Raw genomic sequence first — 19,851 nt, 5'->3', positions numbered from 1 at the left:
TAGTCGAGGCTAAAGAGTTCCGTGCACGAAGTCTCGATGGATCTTCACGGTGCGGGGGCCAAGACTGGGAAGGCATGCGAGCCACCCCGGTACTCCTCGTCCTCGGCAGCGTCGTGAGCGTCCAGGCGGGCCAGGCGTTCGGCAAGCAACTCTTCGCCCAGGCCGGTCCCGGCGCCGTGGTGGCGCTGCGGCTCGGGTTCGCCGCGCTCGTGCTGCTCGCGATCCACCGGCCGTCGTTGCCGTCGCGCCGGGAACTGGTGCCGGTGCTGGGTTTCGGCGCGGCGATCGCCGGGATGAACCTCATCTACCCCGCGCTGCTGTTCCTGCCGATGGGGGTGGCGAGCGCGTTGCAGTTGCTCGGTCCGCTCGCGATCGCGGTCGCCACGGCACGACGTGCGCGGGACGTGGCGCTCTCACTCGTCGCCGGGTTCGGCGTGTGGTTGTTCCACGCGCCATCGGGCACGACGATGCCCGCGGCGGGTGTCGCGCTCGCTCTGCTGTCCGCCGCGTCGATGGGTGGATACCTGTTGTTGAGCCGGAAGGTCGGCGCGAGTGTCCAGGATGGATCGATGCTGGCGCTCGCCGTGACGGTCGCCGCGGTGCTCGTGATGCCGTTCGGTGCGACCACCGCGGTGTGGCGCCCTTCCTTGCTCCTGGCCGGATTCGGCGTCGCCGTGTTGTCGGCCGTCGTGCCGTACTCACTCGATCTGGCCGCCCTGCGGAGGATTCCACCCGGCACCGTCGCGGTACTCGAAAGCCTGGAGGCAGCGGTGGCGGGACTCGCCGGCGCGGTGCTCCTCGGCGAGCGGCTGCCGTTCGCCGCCTGGGCCGGAATCGCTTGTGTGACAGCGAGTGCGGCCGCGACGGGACGCGCTGCGGCGCGAAACCTGTGATCCCCGTAACGAGACGGCATCGATCGCGGCGACCGCCGTCACCCACTGGGTGGGTTCCACGGCGACCGCGTCTGTGCGCGGCCATGGGGACGAACCGGCCCACAACTGGGGACAGTTCTGTGGACAGCTGGGGACAACTGTGGATCACTTGGGGAGGCTTCGAAGTTGTCCACGGACGGCCCGAGTTGTCCACGGGAAGTACTCCACAGATGTCCACACCCCGCCGCGCGAGCGGACCTGCGACGACGGCGGTTGTCCCCAGAATCCACAGCCCCTATTACTGTCACTGCCCTTGGTTTTTTCTCAAGAAGTCCTTAGAACGAAAACAGGGGGCTGTGGACATGGGGACAACGCGCCGGACGAGATCGTCTTGTCGACAAGTCGATGGCCTGCCCCGAGTGACGCCGGTGCCGCTCACGTTCTAACGTGGGTATCCACACCCAGCCCGCTCGTCGTTGGCGACATCGGCACCGGGCCACACCACACTGCGAGATCCCCGGTCAGCGCGTTCCCTCGCGGCCTGCCCGGGGACGTTTGTCGATCTTCTCGGGCCGCGTGAGGGGCTCGGCTGTCGAAAGGATGGGCTCATGAAGATCCGCGTCGAACGCGACGGGCTCGCGGACGCCGTCGCGTGGGTGGCACGCAGCCTGCCGTCGAGGCCACCGGTCCCCGTCCTGGGCGGTGTCCTGCTCGACGCCGGATCCGACGGGTCGACCGACGCGCTCACCGTCTCCGGCTTCGACTACGAGGTCTCGGCCACGGTCGGCGTCCCGGCGACCATCGCCGACGGGGGGCGGCTGCTCGTGTCCGGACGGTTGCTCGCCGACATCACCAAGGCGCTCCCGGCCCAGCCGGTCGAGATCTCCGTCGACGGCTCCCGCGCGTCCATCACCTGCGGCAGCGCCCGGTTCAGCCTGCCGACCATGCCGGTCGAGGACTACCCGCAGCTGCCGGCCCAGCCGACTTTCGCCGGTGAGGTCGCGGGCGAGGCGTTCGGCCAGGCCGTCACCCAGGTCGCCGTCGCCGCGGGCAAGGACGACACCCTGCCGATGCTGACCGGCATGCGGCTGGAGATCTCCGGCAACTCGCTGACCCTGGTCGCCACCGACCGCTTCCGCCTGGCGATGCGCGAGTTCGCGTGGGAGCCGGCCGAGGGGCTGGCCGACGCCGCGGTGCTGGTCCCGGCGCGCACCCTCGCCGAGGCGGCCAAGTCGCTCGGCACCGCGGGCAACAAGGTGTCGGTCGGCCTCGCCAGCGGCGAAGGCCTGCTCGGCCTGTCCGGCAACGGCCGCTACACGACCACCCGCCTGCTCGACGCCGAGTTCCCGCCATACCGGCAGCTCCTCCCGAACCAGCACTCCTCCCGCGCGGTGATCGAGGTGTCCCCGCTGTCGGAGGCGATCAAACGCGTGTCGCTCGTCGCCGAGCGGGGTACTCAGGTGCGGCTGGAGTTCGGTGACAACTCGCTGCGCCTGTCGGCCGGCGGCGACGACGAGGGCAGCGCCGAAGAGGAGCTGCCGGTGGAGTACGAGGGCGAGCCGGTGACCATCGCGTTCAACCCCGGTTACCTCGTCGACGGTCTCGGCGCGCTGCACCACGACCGGGCCGAGCTGACCTTCACCACCCCGAACCGTCCGGCTTTGATCAAGCCGGCCGACGAGCAGGGCCAGGTCGTTCCTGGTTACCTCTATCTACTGATGCCGGTCCGCCTACCCGGCTGACCGCGACGGAAGAAGTACGCACGAAGGGGAGTTCCATGGTTCAGCTGGGACTGGTCGGCCTCGGCCGGATGGGCTTCAACATGCGCGAGCGGCTGCGCGCCGCCGGGCACGAGGTGGTCGGGTACGACCGCAACGAGGCGGTCTCGGACTCCTCGTCCCTCGCCGACATGGTGTCCAAACTGGACGCTCCACGCATCGTCTGGGTGATGGTCCCCGCCGGCGGCCCGACCCGGGAGACCGTGGCCGAACTCGGGGACCTGCTCGCCGAGGGCGACCTGGTGATCGACGGCGGCAACTCGCGGTTCACCGACGACACGCACAACGCCGAGGTGCTGTCCGCCAAGGGCATCGGCTACCTCGACTGCGGTGTGTCCGGCGGGGTCTGGGGCAAGGACAACGGCTACGGCCTGATGGTCGGCGGTGACAAGGAGCTCGTCGAGCGCGCGATGCCGATCTTCGACGCGCTGCGCCCGGAGGGCCCGCGCGAGGAGGGCTTCTCGCACGCCGGCTCGGTCGGCGCCGGCCACTACGCGAAGATGATCCACAACGGCATCGAGTACGGCCTGATGCAGGCCTACGCCGAGGGCTTCGAACTGCTCGAGGCCGCGAAGGTCGTCGAGGACGTGCCGGCCGTGATCAAGGGCTGGCAGCGCGGCACCGTCGTCCGGTCCTGGCTGCTCGACCTGCTGGTGCGCGCCCTGGACGAGGACCCGGAGCTGGACGACCTCGAAGGTTACGTCGAGGACTCCGGCGAGGGCCGCTGGACGCTGGAGGAGGCCATCAACCACGCGGTGCCGGCGCCGGTCATCTCGGCCGCCCTGTTCGCGCGGTTCGCCTCGCGGCGGAAGGACTCCTCCGCGATGCGGGCGGTCGCCGCGCTGCGCAACCAGTTCGGCGGGCACGCCGTGAAGAAGGTCGGCGAGTAGGCACTCAGCCGTGCACGTACGGCATCTGCAGGTCACCGACTTCCGTTCGTGGGAGCACGCGGACCTGCCGCTCACCCCGGGCCCGACGGTCCTCGTCGGCCAGAACGGCCGCGGGAAGACCAACCTGCTCGAGGCGATCGGTTACCTGGCGACCCTCGGCTCGCACCGGGTCGCGACCGACGCCCCGCTGGTGCGGCACGGCTGTGAGCGGGCACTCGTGCGGGCGGCCGTGGTCAACGAGGACCGCGAGCTGACCGTCGAGCTGGAGATCAACCCCGGCCGGGCGAACCGGGCGCGGGTCAACCGCGGCGCGGTGGGCAAGCCGCGCGACATCCTCGGGATCCTGCGCACCGTGCTGTTCTCCCCGGAGGACCTGGCGCTCGTGCGCGGCGACCCCGGTGAGCGGCGCCGGTTCATGGACGAGCTGCTGGTGCAGCGCGCGCCCCGGTACGCGGGGGTGCGCGCCGACTACGAGCGGATCCTCCGCCAGCGCAACGCGCTGCTGAAGACGGCGGGGAAGAAGAAAGGTGGCGCGCGCGACGACCCGTACGCGCTGTCGACGCTCGAGGTGTGGGACAACCACCTCTCGGTGGTCGGCGCCCAGCTGCTCGCCGCGCGGCTGGACCTGGTCGCCGACCTCGGTCCGCACACGACCGCGGCCTATGCCGGCGTGGCACCCGACTCGCGGCCGGCGCAGATCGCCTACCGGTCGAGCCTGGGTGACGCGCTGCCCGAGGGATATGGCGTGCCGGACGGGAAACGCGCCGAACCGGAGGTGCTCAGCGGTATCCTCGCCGAAGCGATGGCCGGGGTCCGGCAGCAGGAGCTGGAGCGGGGGATCAGCCTGGTCGGGCCGCACCGCGACGAGCTGGAGATCGTGCTCGGGGAGGCCCCCGCGAAGGGCTACGCGAGCCATGGTGAATCCTGGTCGTTCGCGCTCGCGTTGCGGCTGGCGTCCTACGAGCTGCTGCGGCGCGAGGCGGGCGAGCCGGTGCTCCTGCTCGACGACGTGTTCGCCGAACTGGACCGGCGGCGGCGGTCGCGGCTGGCCGAGGTGGCCGCCGGTGCCGAGCAGGTGCTGGTCACCGCGGCGGTGGACGAGGACGTGCCCGGCGAACTGGCCGGCACCCGGTTCACGGTCGCCGACGGGGAGGTGCGCAATGCCTGATGAGCCACAGCGAGTGACCGGGACCACACGAGTTACCCACCGATCTGGGGACAACTCTGTGGATAGTGTGGATAACACGGTGAACGAGTTATCGCCCCGCGTGACCAAGCGGCCGAACGGGCGATCTTCGCGAGTCCCGGAACCAGGGGAAACGCCCCAGGCGAGTGGATCAACCACGGACAGTGACAGCGCGGCTGGGCCGGACGGGAACCCTACCGGACGTGACCTCGTCCGCTCCGCGCTGGCCGCCGCCCGCGCCAAGGCCGACGCCCGCGGCACCGAGCCGGGGCGGCGCAAGATCGAGCTCGGCGGCCAGCACCCGCGCCGCCGCCGCTGGTCGGGGCCGGGCGCGGACGCCCGCGACCCGCAACCGCTGGGACGGCTGGTCACCCGCATGATCTCCGAGCGCGGCTGGCAGGAGCGCGTGACCACCAGCCGGGTCTTCGGCGAGTGGGCCCGGCTGGTCGGCGAGGACGTCGCCGAGCACGCCCAGCCGGTCTCGCTCAAGGACGGCGAGCTCACCGTCCGCGCCCGCTCGACCGCGTGGGCCACCCAGCTCCGGCTGCTGCAGGGGCAGCTCATCGCCAAGATCGCCGCCGGGGTCGGTCACGGTGTGGTCAAGCGCATGCGCATCCACGGGCCGACCGCCCCGAGCTGGCGGAAGGGACCCCGGCACGTCCCGGGCCGCGGGCCGCGCGACACCTATGGGTGACTGAGCGCGTCATATCGCGGCCCGACCCCCGCCGGATAGCACCGGACCCGTCCGCACTCGCGTTCGGGCCTCTGTGACGAAATCAGGGGTGTCCTTGCCGCATGTCAGCGGAGCTGGCCAAGTAGAATGAACGGCGAGTGGGGAGTCCCTTGGGCAAGACTGAGGAGAAAGCAGGCCCGTGGCAGCTCAGCAGAACGACTACAACGCGTCCTCCATCACGGTGCTCGAGGGTCTCGAGGCGGTCCGCAAGCGACCCGGCATGTACATCGGCTCGACCGGTGAACGCGGCCTGCACCACCTGATCTGGGAGGTCGTGGACAACTCGGTCGACGAGGCGATGGCCGGCTACGCCACCAAGGTCGAGGTCACCCTCCTGCCCGACGGCGGCGTCCGCGTCGTCGACGACGGCCGCGGCATCCCCGTCGAGGAGCACCCGGTCCACAAGAAGTCGACGCTGGAGATCGTGCACACCGTGCTGCACGCCGGCGGCAAGTTCGACAGCGAGAGCTACGCGGTGTCCGGCGGTCTGCACGGCGTGGGCGTCTCCGTGGTGAACGCCCTGTCGAAGGCGCTGGACGTCGAAGTGTCCCGCGACGGCAAGAAGTGGCGGCAGCACTACGACCACTCCAAGCCCGGCCCGCTGCAGGAGATCGGCACCGCCGAGGGCACCGGCACCTGCACCACCTTCTGGGCCGACCCGGACATCTTCGAGACCACCACCTACAACGCCGAGACGGTCTCGCGCCGCCTGCAGGAGATGGCCTTCCTCAACCGGGGCCTGAGCATCACGCTGCGCGACGAGCGGGTCACCGAGGAGGAGACCGAGGCCGACGTCGACGGCAAGCAGGCGCGGGTCAAGGAGCGCGTCTACCACTACCCGGGCGGTCTCGAGGACTTCGTCAAGCACATCAACGGCTCGAAGGACCCGATCCACTCCAGCATCATCTGCTTCGACGCCAAGGGCGACGGCCTCGAGGTCGAGGTCGCGATGCAGTGGAACAACTCGTTCACGCCCTCGGTGCACACCTTCGCCAACACGATCAACACCCATGAGGGTGGGACCCACGAGGAGGGCTTCCGCGCCGCGCTGACCCGGGTGGTCAACGCCTACGCGCGGGACAAGAAACTCCTCAAGGAGAAGGACGAGAACCTCTCCGGCGACGACGTGCGCGAGGGTCTCACCGCGATCATTTCGATCAAGCTGGCCGAGCCCCAGTTCGAGGGCCAGACCAAGACCAAGCTGGGCAACAGCGAGGCGAAGTCGTTCGTGCAGTCCAAGACCAACGAGTGGCTGTCCGACTGGTTCGAGCGCAACCCCACCGAGGCCAAGACCATCATCAACAAGGCGCTGTCCAGCGCGCAGGCGCGGATGGCCGCCCGCCGGGCCCGTGACCTGGTGCGCCGCAAGGGCGCGCTGGAGATCGGCGGCCTGCCCGGCAAGCTGAAGGACTGCCAGTCGACCAACCCGGAGGAGTGCGAGCTCTACATCGTGGAGGGTGACTCCGCGGGTGGGTCGGCCAAGGAGGGGCGCGAGTCGCGGTTCCAGGCGATCCTGCCGATCCGCGGCAAGATCATCAACGTGGAGAAGGCCCGGATCGACCGGGTGCTCAAGAACAACGAGGTCCAGTCGCTGATCACCGCGCTGGGCACCGGCATCCACGACGACTTCGACATCTCCAAGCTGCGCTACCACAAGATCGTGCTGATGGCCGACGCCGACGTCGACGGCCAGCACATCCGCACCCTGCTGCTGACGCTGCTGTTCCGCTTCATGCGCCCGCTGATCGAGCACGGCCACGTCTACCTCGCGCAGCCGCCGCTCTACAAGATCAAGTGGCCGCGGTCGGAGCCGGAGTACGCGTACTCGGACAAGGAGCGCGACGGCCTGATCGCCGCCGGCGCCGAAGCCGGCCGCAAGCTGCCGAAGGACGACGCGATCCAGCGGTACAAGGGTCTCGGCGAGATGAACGCCGAGGAGCTGTGGGAGACCACGATGGACCCGTCCCGCCGTCTGCTGCTGCAGGTCACGCTGGACGACGCCGCCGCCGCGGACGAGCTGTTCAGCGTCCTGATGGGCGAGGACGTCGAAGCCCGCCGGTCGTTCATCACCCGCAACGCCAAGGACGTCCGCTTCCTCGACGTGTAGCGCGCCCCGACTCGTTCTTTCCCCTCGTCAGTAGAAGGACCTCATGACGGAGACCATGCCGCCGGAACACGACCGCACGGAGCCGGTCGACATCCAGCACGAGATGCAGCGCTCCTACATCGACTACGCGATGAGCGTGATCGTGTCGCGGGCGCTGCCGGACGTGCGCGACGGGCTCAAGCCGGTGCACCGCCGGGTGCTGTACTCGATGTACGACTCGGGCTTCCGGCCGGACCGCGGGTACAACAAGTGCTCGCGCGTGGTCGGCGACGTGATGGGCAACTACCACCCGCACGGCGACTCGGCGATCTACGACGCCCTGGTGCGGCTGGCCCAGCCGTGGTCGATGCGGTACCCGCTGATCGACGGCCAGGGCAACTTCGGTTCGCCGGGCAACGACCCCGCCGCCGCGATGCGGTACACCGAGTCGCGCCTCGACCCGCTCGCCATGGAGATGCTGCGGGAGATCGACGAGGAGACCGTCGACTTCTCCGACAACTACGACGGGCGTACGCAGGAGCCGGACGTCCTGCCGGCGCGGATCCCGAACCTGCTGGTCAACGGCACGTCGGGCATCGCGGTCGGCATGGCAACCAACATCCCGCCGCACAACCTGCGCGAGGTTGCCGAAGGTGTCGTCTGGGCGCTGGACAACCCGGAAGCGGGCGAGGACGAGACCCTCGCCGCGCTGATGCAGCGGATCAAGGGCCCGGACTTCCCGACGAAGGGCCTGATCCTGGGCACCTCCGGCATCGAGGACGCCTACCGCACCGGCCGCGGCTCGGTCCGGATGCGCGCGGTGGTCGAGGTCGAGGAGGACGTCAAGGGACGCACCACCCTCGTCGTCACCGAACTGCCGTACCAGGTCAACCCGGACAACCTGGTGGAGAACATCGCCACCCTGGTGCGCGACGGCAAGCTGACCGGTATCGCCGACATCGCCGACGAGTCGAACAGCCGGCGCGGCATGCGGATCGTGATCACGCTCAAGCGTGACGCGGTCGCCAAGGTCGTGCTGAACAACCTCTACAAGCACACGCAGCTGCAGTACAACTTCGGCGTCAACATGCTGGCGCTGGTCGACGGCGTGCCCCGCACGCTGCGGCTGGACCAGGTCGTCCGGCACTACGTCAAGCACCAGATCGAGGTCATCGTCCGGCGGACCCGGTTCCGCCTGCGCAAGGCCGAGGAACGCGCCCACATCCTGCGTGGTCTGGTCAAGGCGCTGGACCACCTGGACGAGGTCATCGCCCTGATCCGCCGGTCTCCGACGGTCGACGAGGCGCGCACCGGCCTGATCGAGCTGCTCGACATCGACGAGATCCAGGCCACCGCGATCCTGGACATGCAGCTGCGCCGCCTGGCCGCCCTCGAACGCCAGAAGATCGTCGACGAACTGGCGAAGATCGAACTCGAGATCGCCGACCTGCAGGACATCCTGGACAAGCCCGAGCGGCAGCGGCAGATCGTCAAGGACGAGCTGACCGAGATCGTCGACAAGTACGGCGACGACCGGCGCACCCAGATCATCCCGTTCGACGGGGACGTGTCGGTCGAGGACCTGATCGCGGTCGAGGACGTGGTGGTCACCATCACGCGCACCGGTTACGCGAAGCGCACCAAGACCGACCTGTACCGCTCGCAGCGCCGTGGCGGCAAGGGCGTGCAGGGCGCGCAGCTCAAGCAGGACGACATCGTCCAGCACTTCTTCGTGTGCTCCACGCACGACTGGATCCTGTTCTTCACGAACAAGGGCCGCGTCTACCGCGCGAAGGCGTACGAGCTGCCGGAGGCCAACCGGGCCGCGCGCGGCCAGCACGTGGCGAACCTGCTCGCGTTCCAGCCGGACGAGACGATCGCGCAGATCATCGAGATCCCGAACTACGAGGTCGCGCCGTACCTGGTGCTGGCCACGAAGAAGGGCCTGGTCAAGAAGACGCGGCTGAGCGAGTTCGACTCGAACCGCTCCGGCGGCCTGATCGGCATCAACCTGCGCGAGGGCGACGAGCTGGTCGGCGCGGTGCTGGCCGGCCCGGAGGACGACCTGCTGCTGGTGTCGGCCGAGGGCCAGTCGATCCGCTTCCACGCCACCGACGAGACGCTGCGCCCGATGGGCCGGCCGACGTCCGGTGTGCTCGGCATGCGGTTCAACGACGGTGACGAGCTGCTCGCGCTGAACGTCGTCAAGCCGGACAAGTTCCTGCTGGTCGCCACCGACGGCGGCTACGCCAAGCGGACGCCGATCGAGGACTACCCGGTGCAGGGCCGCGGCGGCAAGGGTGTGCTGACGATCCAGCACGACCGCAAGCGTGGCAGGCTGGTGGGGGCGCTCATCGTCGACGCCGACGACGAGCTCTACGCCATCACCTCCAGCGGCGGGGTCATCCGCACGCCGGCCGACCAGGTGCGCAAGGCGGGCCGGCAGACGAAGGGCGTGCGGCTGATCAACCTCGGCGAGGGGACGACCCTTCTCGCGGTGGCACGCAACGCCGACGAGCCCTCGGGCGTCGGTAATGGTGAAGGCAACGGAGGAACCGAAGAACCCGTCTCGGAAGAGAGCTAAGTGACGACGCCGGAGAACCCCGAACAGCACGGTGCGCAGGCCGGTGAGGCGGGCACCCCGCCGTGGCAGCGGCTGAGCCGCGACGCCGGTCAGGGCACGACGACCGACCCGAAGGCCGGTGGCTACCGGGACGGGTGGTCGTCGGAAGGCCAGGCCGAGAAAACTGTGTTGTACTCGAACGGTGACGATCAGCCGGTCGTCACGGGTTCGGCGGCGCAGGGACTGTTCGGCAACCCCGCGGCGCGTGACGATGCGTTGGCAGGGTTGAGGGGGCAGGAAACGGTGAGCGTGGCCAGTGCCGGCACCAAGGGGCGTTCGGCGCCCAGCGCGCTGCGCCGACCCGGCCGCGGCCCCCGGCGGGCGAGCCTGCAGATCAAGCGGTTCGACCCCTGGTCGGTGCTGAAGCTGTCCCTCGTGCTCGGCGTCGCGCTGTTCTTCGTGTGGCTCGTGGCCGTCGGCGTGCTGTACACCGTGCTCGACGGCATGGGCGTCTGGGACAAGCTGAACGGCACCTACTCGTCCCTGGTGTCCGGCGATCAGGCCGGGGTCAGCAACGAGCCGCTCATCAGCGCCGGGCGCGTGTTCGGCATCGCGGCCATCCTCGGTGCCATCAACATCGTGCTGCTCTCCGCGCTGGCCACCGTGAGCGCCTTCATCTACAACGTGTCCGCCGACCTGGCCGGCGGCCTTGAAGTGACCCTGTCGGAACGCGAGTAGAAGGCGTGTTGTAGTCTTCTCTCCGTTCCCAGGGCCCATAGCTCAGGCGGTTAGAGCGCTTCGCTGATAACGAAGAGGTCGGAGGTTCAAGTCCTCCTGGGCCCACAGCAGCTCAGCCCCCGTCTCCCAACCAAGGGAAACGGGGGCTGAGCGTCATTCTGGGCGACATTGTGGCCAGATCGGTGGCCAACGCCCTCAGCTCGCGAAGATCCGGTCCATCGCCTCGGCTCCGTGCTCGATGACCGGCCGGAGCTGGTGCCGGTAGACCAGCTCGGTCACGGCCGTCCCGTTGTGGCCCATCAGGCGCGAGATCTGCTCGATCGGTACGCCGCTGTCCGAGAGCAGCGAGACGAAGCTGTGCCGTAGCTCACGGGGCGTCCAGTCCTTCGCCTCCAGCCCCGCCTTCTCGACCACCTTCCGGAACGCCCGGCGGACGTTGGCGGCGTCCAGCTCGGTCCCCACGGCTGAGGAGAACACCAGGCCGGTCTCCTGCCACCGCCCGCGCGCGAGCGTCCGCATGTAGTCCTGCTTGACCTGGTGGGCCCTCAGGGCCTCGACACAGCGCTTCGGCAGGGCGAGCGAGCGGCGGGACTTCCGTGTCTTGGTGTCGCCGTGCTCGCGGACGGAGCGCCACACCATCATGTGCGGGGGAATGGGCGGGTTCGCGTCCGGTCGGCCGACGAGATCGACATGTGACCAGGTGAGCGCGCGCATCTCCTCGGTCCGGGCGCCGGTGAGGAGGGACACAACGACGTAAGCGCGCATCGGTGTCCCCTCCGCGGCCCGCAGCACCGCTTCCGCCTGTTCGAACGTCAGGGACTTCGAGGGACGTCCGGCGCGGCCCTCGGGGACCTCGCAGAGGAGAACGACGTTGCGGCGCACCTTCTCGCGCTTCTGGGCCCGCTCGATGCTGCGCCGAAGCAGCGACAGCACCTCCCGAAGCGATCGCGTGGACAGCACCTTTGCGCGATCGGCCAGCCATCGGTCCACGTCGTCGGCCGTCAGCTCCCGGAGCTTCCGGGCGCCCAGGCCGGGGATGATGTGCGTGTTCGCGAGGTTGGTGAGCTTGTCCACCGTGCCGGTGCTGCGGCGCGGCAGGCCGTACGCGAGGAAGTCGCGGACCGCGTGCGCGACGGTGTACTTCCGGTCTTCGGTGATGCCCTCTTCGAGGTCTTTGAACAGCTCTTTGAGCTTGTTCTTGGCCTCGGTCTTGGTCTTGGCGTAGGCCCTTCGCGTCCGGCGTTTTCCGGCCGGGGTGTAGCCGATGGTGACCTCAGCGCGCCAGCGCTGTCGGGATTCCTCCCAGAACAGTCCCCCGTCGCCGTTGCTACGCTGCTTCGCCACTCATGACCTCCGATTCGTTGATGAGGAGTTGGACGTAGTCGCTGATGGCTTGGGCCGGGATGAGCCGGGCTCGCCCCTGTTTGACCGAGCGGAGACGTCCCGCGCGAATCTGCTCGTAGATGACGGATCGGCTCATCGAGAGCAGGCGCATGGCCTCGGTGATGCGGTAGAGCTGCCGCTCAGGCACCGGTGGCGTGTCCATCGCATTCCTCCTTCGCGCGGGTGGTCAGGGCCGGGGTGGTGTGACAGCCGGTCGGGGTGTCACACCTGCTGTCACTCCTGTTCTCGCAGGTCAGAGTGGATTGAGTGACAGAGTGACAGCTGTGACAGGCTGGGGTGGTCCTGTGGCTGTCACTGCCGGGCTGAGTGACAGCGGCGACGGGTGTCACTGGTGGTGTCACTCCTGTTCTTGCTGGTCAAGGGCGGTTGAGTGACGGAGTGACAGGTGTGACAGCTCCGGGGTGCTGTCACTGTCACTCGCGGGTTCGGCCGGGAAGTACGTGCCGCCCGGGGCGGCGCGGAGCTGCCCGTCCTTCGCCATGCGGGTGCAGGTCTGGCGGACGGTGTTCGGGTTGAGCTGCAACGCGTCGGCGATCGCCGCGGGCTTCTGGCCGGGGTAGTCGCGAACGAACCGCTTGATCTGGGCGCGCGTGTCGTGCATCTGGTAGTCCGCGGCCGGGCCGTCCAGCTTGGTCCAGGCGCCGGACGTGGCGTCGAAGCTCATGGCGTACTCGGCCTCTTCGACGTCGCGGCCGGTCACGTGCAGCACCCCGTCCGCTTGGCCGCGGGCCCGCTTGAGCACGAGCGTGGCGTCCACGGCGCCGGTCAGGCCGTTGGTGCCCGATACGGTGTCCTGGAAGTCCTCCGCGCTCTGCTTGCGCACGTGGTGGATGAGCAGGAACGGCACGCCGTAGTGGTCGGCGAGGGTCTTGAACCGGACGGCGGCGGCGTAGTCCGCGGCGTAGGCGGACATGCCGGCCGGGTCCGCGCCGCGCATCTTGGCGAAGGTGTCGATGATGACCAGGCGAGCGTGCGGGTTCTCGTCCAGCCACTCGCACAGCAGCGCCTCACCGCCGTGGTTCATGGTGGGGCACGCGGTCTCCAGCGTGAGCAGCGGCGCGGCCCGCCCACCCGCAGCGAGCATCTGACGACGGCGGCGCTGCAACCGCCGTCCGGTGTCCTCCAGCGCGCAGTACAGCACCGGCCCGCGCTCGACCTCGATGCCGCCCAGGACGGGATCGCCGTTGGCGATGTCCGCGCCGAGTCCGAGGGACAGCCAGGACTTGCCGAGCTTTGGTGCTCCGGCGAGCAAGTTGAGCCCTTCGCAGAGCAGGCCGGGCACGGCCCACCGCGGCTCCGGGAAGTCGACGGCCATGAGTTCGGCGTCGGTCCACCGGGTCTTGCGCGCGGGCTGGTCGGGGACCGAAGCGAGGACGCGCGGTGCGGGCATGATCAGTTGCTCCGTTCGGTCACATGCGGTCGAGGTTGGGGTGTGTGAGGCTCTTGTCCATGCCGACCGAGCCACCTCACCCGGATTCGCCGCGTGCGTTCCTGGTCGCGGCGATCCTCACGACCGCGTTGCTTGTGTGCGAGGTGACGTTGTGGGTGCTGTGGTCCGAGGACTTGTCGCCCTGGTGGCAAGGGGCGATCACGCTTCTGTTCGCGTTCTGGGCGCTGCGCTCGTGGCTGCGCTACGTACGCCTTCGTCGCGCGAGCAACGGGCATGATGGCTCCTCCACGGTTGATTGATCAGGCGATGCGGCGCGGCCGGTTGTGCCCGGTCCTCAGGCCGGACGCGATGGTCTTGCGGGCCTGCCGCTCGGTGTAGGCGCCTTCGGCAACGTGCCGCCCGGCTGCCGTGAGCAGCACGGTTTCGTGTTCCTCCGCGGACAGCGCGCCACCGGCGACCAGTTGTCCGAGGGCGACCGCGGCGGCGAAGAGCGTGGCGTTGCGCTGGTTCTTCGGGGCCTGGTGGACCTTGGCGCACTCGGCCCGGATCGCGGCCTCCAGGTAGCGCGGTCGCGACGCCTTCGGCCGGATCGGAGTCACCGGCGCGGCCGGCAGCGGCGCCGGGGTGAGCCGGTCCGCCAGCCACTCCGGGAGCGGAGCCACGTGCCCGTCGTAGATGGACTCGTAGGCGCGGCCGTTGATGATCGAGCCGGGGCCGACGACGTAGCCGCCCCAGGCGCGGGTGTCGATCTTCCAGCCCAGCCCGCGGCCGCGGTCCCCTTCGGTGTTGCGCAGCTCGATCCCGTCCGGCGCGGCGTAGTACAGGTGCAGGCCCCCGGAGGGGGTGCGGACGGTCAGGGTGTCGCCGGGCAGCTCTTCCCCGGCCTGGATAGCGAGATCGGCGAGCACATCTTCACCGGAGCGATCACCGTTGGAGCGCCACGGCTCCGGGATGTCGGCTTCGGTCTCACCGGGCTTGAGCGTGTCGAGGTCGATCACGCACAGCCCGGACGGGCCGGTCGCCACACCGACGTTGTACGGGGCGCGGGACCACGCGGCGCGGATGCGGTCAGGATCGGTCGTGGCGCGCCGCTCCCATCCGAGGTGACCTCCGGTGCAGGCGCCGGTGCCCGGGCAGTCGGTGGCGCCATGCAGGGCGGGGTACTTGCGGCCGGGAGCGAGCGGGAAGACGTGCCAGCCGCGGGACGCGGCGTCCAGGGCAGCGGCGAGCAGAGCGTCAGCGGTGCGGGTGGTCATCGAGAGCCCTTTCGGGATGAGGTGGCTTGGTGCTGCCGGGCCGCCCGGAGGCGAGTCGGACGGGCGGCCCGGCAGGGTTCGGCGTGCTACTTGCCCTTGCGGGCCTTGTGCTTGGCTTCGCACTCAGGGCAGGCGGGGCTGGTGAACCACGGCGACTTCGCGTCCCGGCCGGGGATGGTGAGCCCGCAGAGGGTCTTCACGTCGCCGGTCCACCAGGACTTGGTTCCGCGGTGCACGAGGGGCTTGTTGCTTGCCATCGGTGGTGTGTCCTTTCGCGACGGTGGGTCTACTTGTTGGCGCAGATCGAGCACATGACCTGGTCGGCGGGGATGCGGGCGCCGCAGTCGGAGCAGGTGGCGACGAACCGGGCGATCAGGCGAGCGAGGCGGGCGGTCAACGGTCCTCCAAAAGTCACTGTGTGTGATGACATGAGGGCGTGAGAGGTCACGGCGATCACCTCCGGTTTGTGTCGTCGAGTGGGTTAGGTTGCGGGGTTAGGTCGCGGAGAGCGGGTTAGGTTTCTAACCCTGTGGGTTAGATGCCCCGGATAGCCGCTGGCCTGCGAGAAGTTAGGTGGGTTAGGCGAGTTAGGTCGCCTCGCAGACCCGGGATTCGGGCTGGATTCCCGAGGTTCTCGCGGGGGTGCAGCCGGGTCTAACCCGGGTGGTCGGGCTACTCGTCGTCGTCCAGGTCTTCGGTGGCCGCGACAGCGAGAGCTTCACGGATAGTGACCGGATCGATGGGGTAGCGGTTCTTCGAGCTGGGCACCTTGACCCCGATCGCGGCCAGCTCGGCGCACAGCCGGGTGCCGGTGAGGCCCTGGTACGGCGGCCAGTCCGGGGCCAGCGCGGACAGCAGCGGCGCCACCTTCGCGGCCGGGATCGGGTCGTTCCCCAGGACTTCGTCGAGGTCTTCGAGCAGGTCCCGGGACACCGGCGCCTCGATCTGCGGGGCGGGCCGGTCGCCACCGGGCAGGCCGCGGCCGTCCTGCTCGATCGCGGCCATCGCGCGCTCGATGATCGGGGTCACCTGGTCGTTGTCGCGGGACACGTCCAGGAAGTACACCTGCACGATGTCGCTGCGCTCGCCGGTGAAGCCCTTCACCACGGCAGTCCCCTTGTCCGTGCCGGGGATCAGCTCGGTGGCGCGGTGGCCGGCCGCGTAGGCGCCCTGCCCCAGCAGCGCGTCGTTGGCGACGTGGTCACCGACGGCGAAGGCGATGCCGTTGGAGCAGTTCCGGGTCACGTCGCGGGGCATGGAGTCCTTGGTCGGGGCCTGGGTGGACACCAGCATGTGGATGCCGCGCTTGCGGCCCAGCCGCACGATGTCCACCAGCAACTTGGCGATTTCCTTGCCGTGCTTGGGGTGCTGGATGGCAACGTGGGCCTCTTCGAGCAGGCAGAACAGCGGGTGCAACCCGACGTTCTTGGACGCCAGCTCGCGGGTGACCGCGGGGACCTCGAACTTGATGAGCAGTTCACCGCGGGCCTGCACTTCGGCGTGCAGTTGCCGCAGGTCAGCCAGGATCTGCTCGATCTTCTCGTCCTCGGCGCCCATGACGTAGCGGGAGCAGCGCGGCTTGAACGCCTCGAAGTCGAAGTTCGCGTCCGGCACGTAGATCCGCAGCTCAGCCGTGGGATCGAGGGCGGCACCGGCCATGATGACCCGGGCCGCGGAGCTCTTGCCCTGGCCGGGCATGCCGCCGGTGATGGTGTTGCGCTCCATCAAAGGGGCGCTGATCGGCGTGCCGCGCAGGGTCTTGCCGAACGGCACCCCCTTGAACACGTCCACCAGACCGTCGCTGAGCAGCGGATACGGTCCCGCGCCCTCCGCCAGGGCGCCCTTGTCGGCGACCCACAGGTCCAGGATTCCGGCCTCCGACCCGGTGGTGGGCCAGACCTCCTTCGCCAGCCGGTGCAGGCCGGTGGCGAGGTCGGCGCGGCGGCGGGCGATCTTCTCGGCGGTGACCCCGGCCGGGAGCCGGATCACGGCGTGCGTGCCGCGCCCGTCGGCCCGGGCGGTGGTGAGGTACTGGAGCGGGAGGCCCTGCTTGAGGTAGGCGGTGATCTGCGGAATCCGCAGCGCCTCCAGCGCCCGGGCGATGGTGGTTTCGTCGATCGCGGCGTCCAGGTCGGCCTCGCGGGCGGTGGCGAGCCAGGCCGGGGACTGGCCGCGCTTGCGGCCCTCGCGGTAGGCCGCGAGCAGCACGAACACCGGCAGGGCCATCAGGAACGGCGTCCACGCCACGGCGATCGCGGTGAAGATCCAGCGGATCGCCGAGAGGACCCCGGTGATGACGTCGATGAACGCGCCTGACCCGGAGAGCTGGACGAAGATGCCGACCAGCAGCGTCAGCGCCACGCACCCGGCCAGGCTGCCGAGCAGGACTTTCGCCACCCCGAACGCGACGCCGGGCAGGTCCTTGAGGCGCTGGTGGCGGCGCTCGGCGGCGGCCTCCTTGCGCTCGGTCCACTCCGCCAGGGCCTCACGGTCGCCCATCGCCTCCGCGGCCTTGATCTGCCGCCGGTAGACACCCATCGTGGAGGCGTCCCAGGCGCGCTTGGCCCACGACTCCACACCCTGCACCGTGGTCACCCCCGCGGCCAGGACGGCTTTGCCGGCCGACTTGGTGACCTGGTGCGTGGCGGCCGTCTTCACCCCGCGGTAGACGGTCAACGCGTCCTGCCGGTAGAGGGCGTAGCGCTGGCGGGCCTTCTCGCGCTGGAGTGCGCGGTAGTCGGCATCGGTGATGATCTCGCCCTCCAGCACCTCCGTGCTGGACTCGGCGGGGTCGCTGTCGCTGCGGTGGGTCGGCAGGTAGTGCACGCGGGCCAGCTCGGCGTCCTGCTCGTGGTTGGTGGTCATCGGGCCTCACCTCGCTTGTAGTCGTCACGGAGCTGGCGGGCGCGCGCCGCGCCGATCTTCAAGGTCTTGCGGATCGACTCCGCCGACGTTGGGTCCACCTGTCCGGCCTCGATCGCGGCGTCCAGCTCGGCGCGGAGCTGGTCGAGCGAGCGGCCCGGCTTGCGGTCGATCACCGGTCGATTCGGCCTCGACTCACGCAGGTCAGGGCCGTGGTCGAGGGTCGCGACCGCCCCGCCCTCGATCGAGTCCCGCGGCGTCGCATCCGGCTCGACCACCGGCCGCTCACCGGCTGCCGTGGTGGCGAGCAGGTCAGCCAGCTCGCGGTCCCAGTCGGCCGACTCCGCGACCGGCAGGCCGGGCACAACCGCCGTGCGCAGGCGGCGGAACCGGGTGATGACGTAGCGGCCGGGGGCGTACACCAGCCGGGCAGACCCGTCCGCGTCGATCTCCGCGACTGCCTGCCGGACCGCAGCCTTGCGAACGCGACCGATCTTGCGCGCGGCTGCCCGCTCGATCCGCGCGGTCTGCCGCTCGGCCCGCGAGCGGGGCGGCGCAGCGAGGGTGAGCTGGTGGGCCACCACCCCGGAGACCGACACCAGGCCCATCACCACGCCCGACTCCCACGCGGTGGTCAGGCCGTGCAGCAGGTTCGAGGCGAAGGCGAACCCGGCGAAGGTCCACACCCCCACCTGCAACCAGCCCACCGGGCGGCCCGGGTGGCGACGGCGGGCGACCAGCACCGCCACCGCGAAGGCCCACATGCCCAGCTCGGTGATGCCGGGCAGCAGCACCCCCAGCCCGGACCGGTAGACGTCGTGGCCGTAGGTGGCCATCGCCGGGGCGGCCAGCACGAAGGACAGCAGCGCGATCGGGTAGATCAGCAGCTCCACCACGTTCGCCCCGCACCAGGCGCCCAGGGCACGCCAGGCGGCCTTCCGGCGCGCCGAGCGCTGCTCCCGCTCGATCCGGGCCTGCTCGGCAGCCGCGGCCTGGTCCTCGCGCCGCTGCTGCGCGAGCGCGGCCCGCTCGGCGATCCGCACCTGTGCCGCCGCGGCGGCCTGCTCGCGCTGAATCTGCGCGTCCACCAACTTGTTCGCGCGGCGCTCTTCGGCCCAGCTCATCACGCCTCACCGTCCTCATCGGACCTGCTGGTCTGCTGGCGGCGCAGACGCAGCTCGTTGGCCGCCCAACCGAGCGCGGCCAGGCCAGACGCGACGTAGAAGCCGTCCCACACGGTCAGGGCGAGCCCCAGCGGCACGGCGACACCGGCGAACTCGATGGCGTGCCAACCGATCCAGGACACCGCCCGGGTGGTGCGGGTCGGGTTGGTGGCGTTGTTGTAGATCGCCAGGTCAGCCGCGCGGCGCGCCTCGACATCGGTCGTCTGTCCGCTGTGGCCGGCAGTGGGCTTGTGCTCAGGCGTGGACATTGATGGCCTCCTCTCGCGAGACGGGGGTGGGGTGGAAGAACTGGTTGACCGGGCCGGTCGGCGGCTTGCTCGCGTGCCGCGTCACGAACGCGTCCAGGCGGCGCATGCTGATCTCCAGCACCTTCGCGATCAGCACCAGCGGAATCCGGACCAGGTGCAGCACCAGGAACAGCAGCACCGACCCGGTGAACACCAACAGCGCGAACGTCCCGAATCGGCGCAGAACCTCGAACATCGACATCAGGACTCACCCCGCCCGATCCCGTCCAGCTCGCGCAGCGCCAGCGCCTCCAGGGCGTCGGCCTCACGGTGGTGATCCCGGCTGCGGAGGATCGAGGGCTGCGAGGCCCCCAGCGGGACGTGCCGGGTGATCTCGGCCTGCTTGGCGGCCTGCTCCCGGTGCCAGGCGGCCCGCTCGCGCAGCCGTCCGGCGACTTCCCGGGCCGCCACGGTCGAGATCAGTTCGTTGAGCGCCTGCGGGGTGTAGGTGACCAGCTCATCGTCGATCGCCACAGCTAGCCGGGCGGCCGCGGTGCTGATCCGGGCGCGGGCCTTGCCTACCATCGGGGTCCTTCCCTTCGAGTCGTTACGCGAGTGGTTGGGGAGTCCCGGCACGGCGTGCACGTTCTTGGCGGAGTGAGCCGCCGTGCCGGGGTCAGCC

At 69.8% G+C, this 19,851-nt stretch carries 19 protein-coding genes and 1 tRNA gene; 10 read left to right on the top strand and 10 right to left on the bottom strand.

Annotated features, from left to right (window positions below; all coding sequences use genetic code 11):
- Positions 1-74: 74 nt before the first annotated feature.
- The 9 genes from FB470_RS11075 (at position 75) to FB470_RS11035 (ending at position 10,951) form a co-directional block, all read left to right on the top strand.
- A complete protein-coding gene (locus FB470_RS11075) occupies positions 75-893 on the top strand; it encodes an EamA family transporter (RefSeq protein WP_306990805.1) in 819 nt (272 codons plus the stop codon).
- Positions 894-1,480: 587 nt separating this feature from the next.
- The gene (gene dnaN, locus FB470_RS11070; RefSeq protein WP_167102022.1) at positions 1,481-2,614 is read left to right on the top strand and encodes a DNA polymerase III subunit beta; all 1,134 of its coding nucleotides are present in this window, start codon (positions 1,481-1,483) and stop codon (positions 2,612-2,614) included.
- Positions 2,615-2,649: 35 nt separating this feature from the next.
- Entirely contained in the window at positions 2,650-3,540 is an 891-nt protein-coding gene (gene gnd / locus FB470_RS11065; protein WP_306990803.1) for a phosphogluconate dehydrogenase (NAD(+)-dependent, decarboxylating), read from the top strand.
- A gap of 10 nt (positions 3,541-3,550) precedes the next feature.
- Positions 3,551-4,708 (top strand): DNA replication/repair protein RecF, encoded by a 1,158-nt coding sequence (gene recF / locus FB470_RS11060; protein ID WP_306990801.1) that lies wholly within the window; start codon positions 3,551-3,553, stop codon positions 4,706-4,708.
- Positions 4,709-4,808: 100 nt separating this feature from the next.
- Positions 4,809-5,420, top strand: a complete 612-nt coding sequence (locus FB470_RS11055) for a DciA family protein (RefSeq protein WP_370876460.1) — start codon at positions 4,809-4,811, stop codon at positions 5,418-5,420.
- A 178-nt stretch (positions 5,421-5,598) separates the two neighbouring features.
- The gene (gyrB, locus tag FB470_RS11050; protein WP_306990800.1) at positions 5,599-7,566 is read left to right on the top strand and encodes a DNA topoisomerase (ATP-hydrolyzing) subunit B; all 1,968 of its coding nucleotides are present in this window, start codon (positions 5,599-5,601) and stop codon (positions 7,564-7,566) included.
- A gap of 43 nt (positions 7,567-7,609) precedes the next feature.
- On the top strand, positions 7,610-10,129 hold the full coding sequence (gene gyrA, locus FB470_RS11045) for a DNA gyrase subunit A (RefSeq protein ID WP_306990798.1): 2,520 nt from the start codon (positions 7,610-7,612) through the stop codon (positions 10,127-10,129).
- A complete protein-coding gene (locus FB470_RS11040; RefSeq protein WP_306990797.1) occupies positions 10,130-10,846 on the top strand; it encodes a DUF3566 domain-containing protein in 717 nt (238 codons plus the stop codon). It abuts the gene before it with no gap.
- Positions 10,847-10,877: 31 nt separating this feature from the next.
- Positions 10,878-10,951: transfer RNA gene (locus FB470_RS11035), tRNA-Ile, on the top strand.
- Between the two features lie 90 nt (positions 10,952-11,041).
- On the opposite strand, the gene FB470_RS11030 is transcribed toward FB470_RS11035, so the two are convergent.
- The 3 genes from FB470_RS11030 to FB470_RS11020 all read right to left on the bottom strand — a co-directional run bounded on the left by FB470_RS11030 (position 11,042) and on the right by FB470_RS11020 (position 13,640).
- A complete protein-coding gene (locus FB470_RS11030; protein ID WP_306990796.1) occupies positions 11,042-12,190 on the bottom strand; it encodes a site-specific integrase in 1,149 nt (382 codons plus the stop codon).
- A complete protein-coding gene (locus FB470_RS11025; RefSeq protein WP_306990795.1) occupies positions 12,174-12,392 on the bottom strand; it encodes a helix-turn-helix domain-containing protein in 219 nt (72 codons plus the stop codon). Before FB470_RS11025 ends, FB470_RS11030 begins: the two co-directional genes overlap by 17 nt.
- 195 nt (positions 12,393-12,587) lie before the next feature.
- Positions 12,588-13,640, bottom strand: a complete 1,053-nt coding sequence (locus FB470_RS11020; protein ID WP_306990794.1) for an AAA family ATPase — start codon at positions 13,638-13,640, stop codon at positions 12,588-12,590.
- A gap of 59 nt (positions 13,641-13,699) precedes the next feature.
- Here FB470_RS11020 and FB470_RS11015 point away from each other — a divergent pair, with 59 nt between their 5' ends.
- Complete coding sequence (locus tag FB470_RS11015; protein ID WP_306990793.1) at positions 13,700-13,939, top strand: hypothetical protein; 240 nt, start codon at positions 13,700-13,702, stop codon at positions 13,937-13,939.
- Here the strand turns inward: FB470_RS11015 and FB470_RS11010 are convergent, their stop codons facing one another.
- The 7 genes from FB470_RS11010 to FB470_RS10980 all read right to left on the bottom strand — a co-directional run bounded on the left by FB470_RS11010 (position 13,940) and on the right by FB470_RS10980 (position 19,754).
- The gene (locus tag FB470_RS11010) at positions 13,940-14,896 is read right to left on the bottom strand and encodes a bifunctional DNA primase/polymerase (protein ID WP_306990792.1); all 957 of its coding nucleotides are present in this window, start codon (positions 14,894-14,896) and stop codon (positions 13,940-13,942) included.
- Between the two features lie 86 nt (positions 14,897-14,982).
- Complete coding sequence (locus FB470_RS11005; RefSeq protein WP_191247088.1) at positions 14,983-15,153, bottom strand: hypothetical protein; 171 nt, start codon at positions 15,151-15,153, stop codon at positions 14,983-14,985.
- Positions 15,154-15,568: 415 nt separating this feature from the next.
- The gene (locus FB470_RS11000) at positions 15,569-17,761 is read right to left on the bottom strand and encodes an FtsK/SpoIIIE domain-containing protein (protein WP_306990791.1); all 2,193 of its coding nucleotides are present in this window, start codon (positions 17,759-17,761) and stop codon (positions 15,569-15,571) included.
- Positions 17,758-18,882: a hypothetical protein gene (locus FB470_RS10995; RefSeq protein ID WP_306990790.1), complete on the bottom strand. Its 1,125-nt coding sequence runs from the start codon at positions 18,880-18,882 to the stop codon at positions 17,758-17,760. Before FB470_RS10995 ends, FB470_RS11000 begins: the two co-directional genes overlap by 4 nt.
- On the bottom strand, positions 18,882-19,190 hold the full coding sequence (locus tag FB470_RS10990; protein WP_306990789.1) for a hypothetical protein: 309 nt from the start codon (positions 19,188-19,190) through the stop codon (positions 18,882-18,884). Before FB470_RS10990 ends, FB470_RS10995 begins: the two co-directional genes overlap by 1 nt.
- Positions 19,177-19,431 carry a hypothetical protein gene (locus FB470_RS10985; RefSeq protein WP_191247084.1) on the bottom strand — a complete coding sequence of 85 codons (255 nt, stop codon included), beginning with the start codon at positions 19,429-19,431 and terminating at the stop codon, positions 19,177-19,179. The genes FB470_RS10990 and FB470_RS10985 overlap by 14 nt, the downstream gene beginning before the upstream one ends.
- Positions 19,431-19,754 (bottom strand): hypothetical protein, encoded by a 324-nt coding sequence (locus tag FB470_RS10980; RefSeq protein ID WP_306990788.1) that lies wholly within the window; start codon positions 19,752-19,754, stop codon positions 19,431-19,433. Before FB470_RS10980 ends, FB470_RS10985 begins: the two co-directional genes overlap by 1 nt.
- Between the last annotated feature and the right edge of the window lie 97 nt (positions 19,755-19,851).

This window comes from Amycolatopsis thermophila, assembly GCF_030814215.1.
In the GTDB taxonomy this organism is placed as follows: Bacteria; Actinomycetota; Actinomycetes; order Mycobacteriales; family Pseudonocardiaceae; genus Amycolatopsis_E; species Amycolatopsis_E thermophila.
This window is presented reverse-complemented; position numbering and strand designations above follow the sequence as displayed.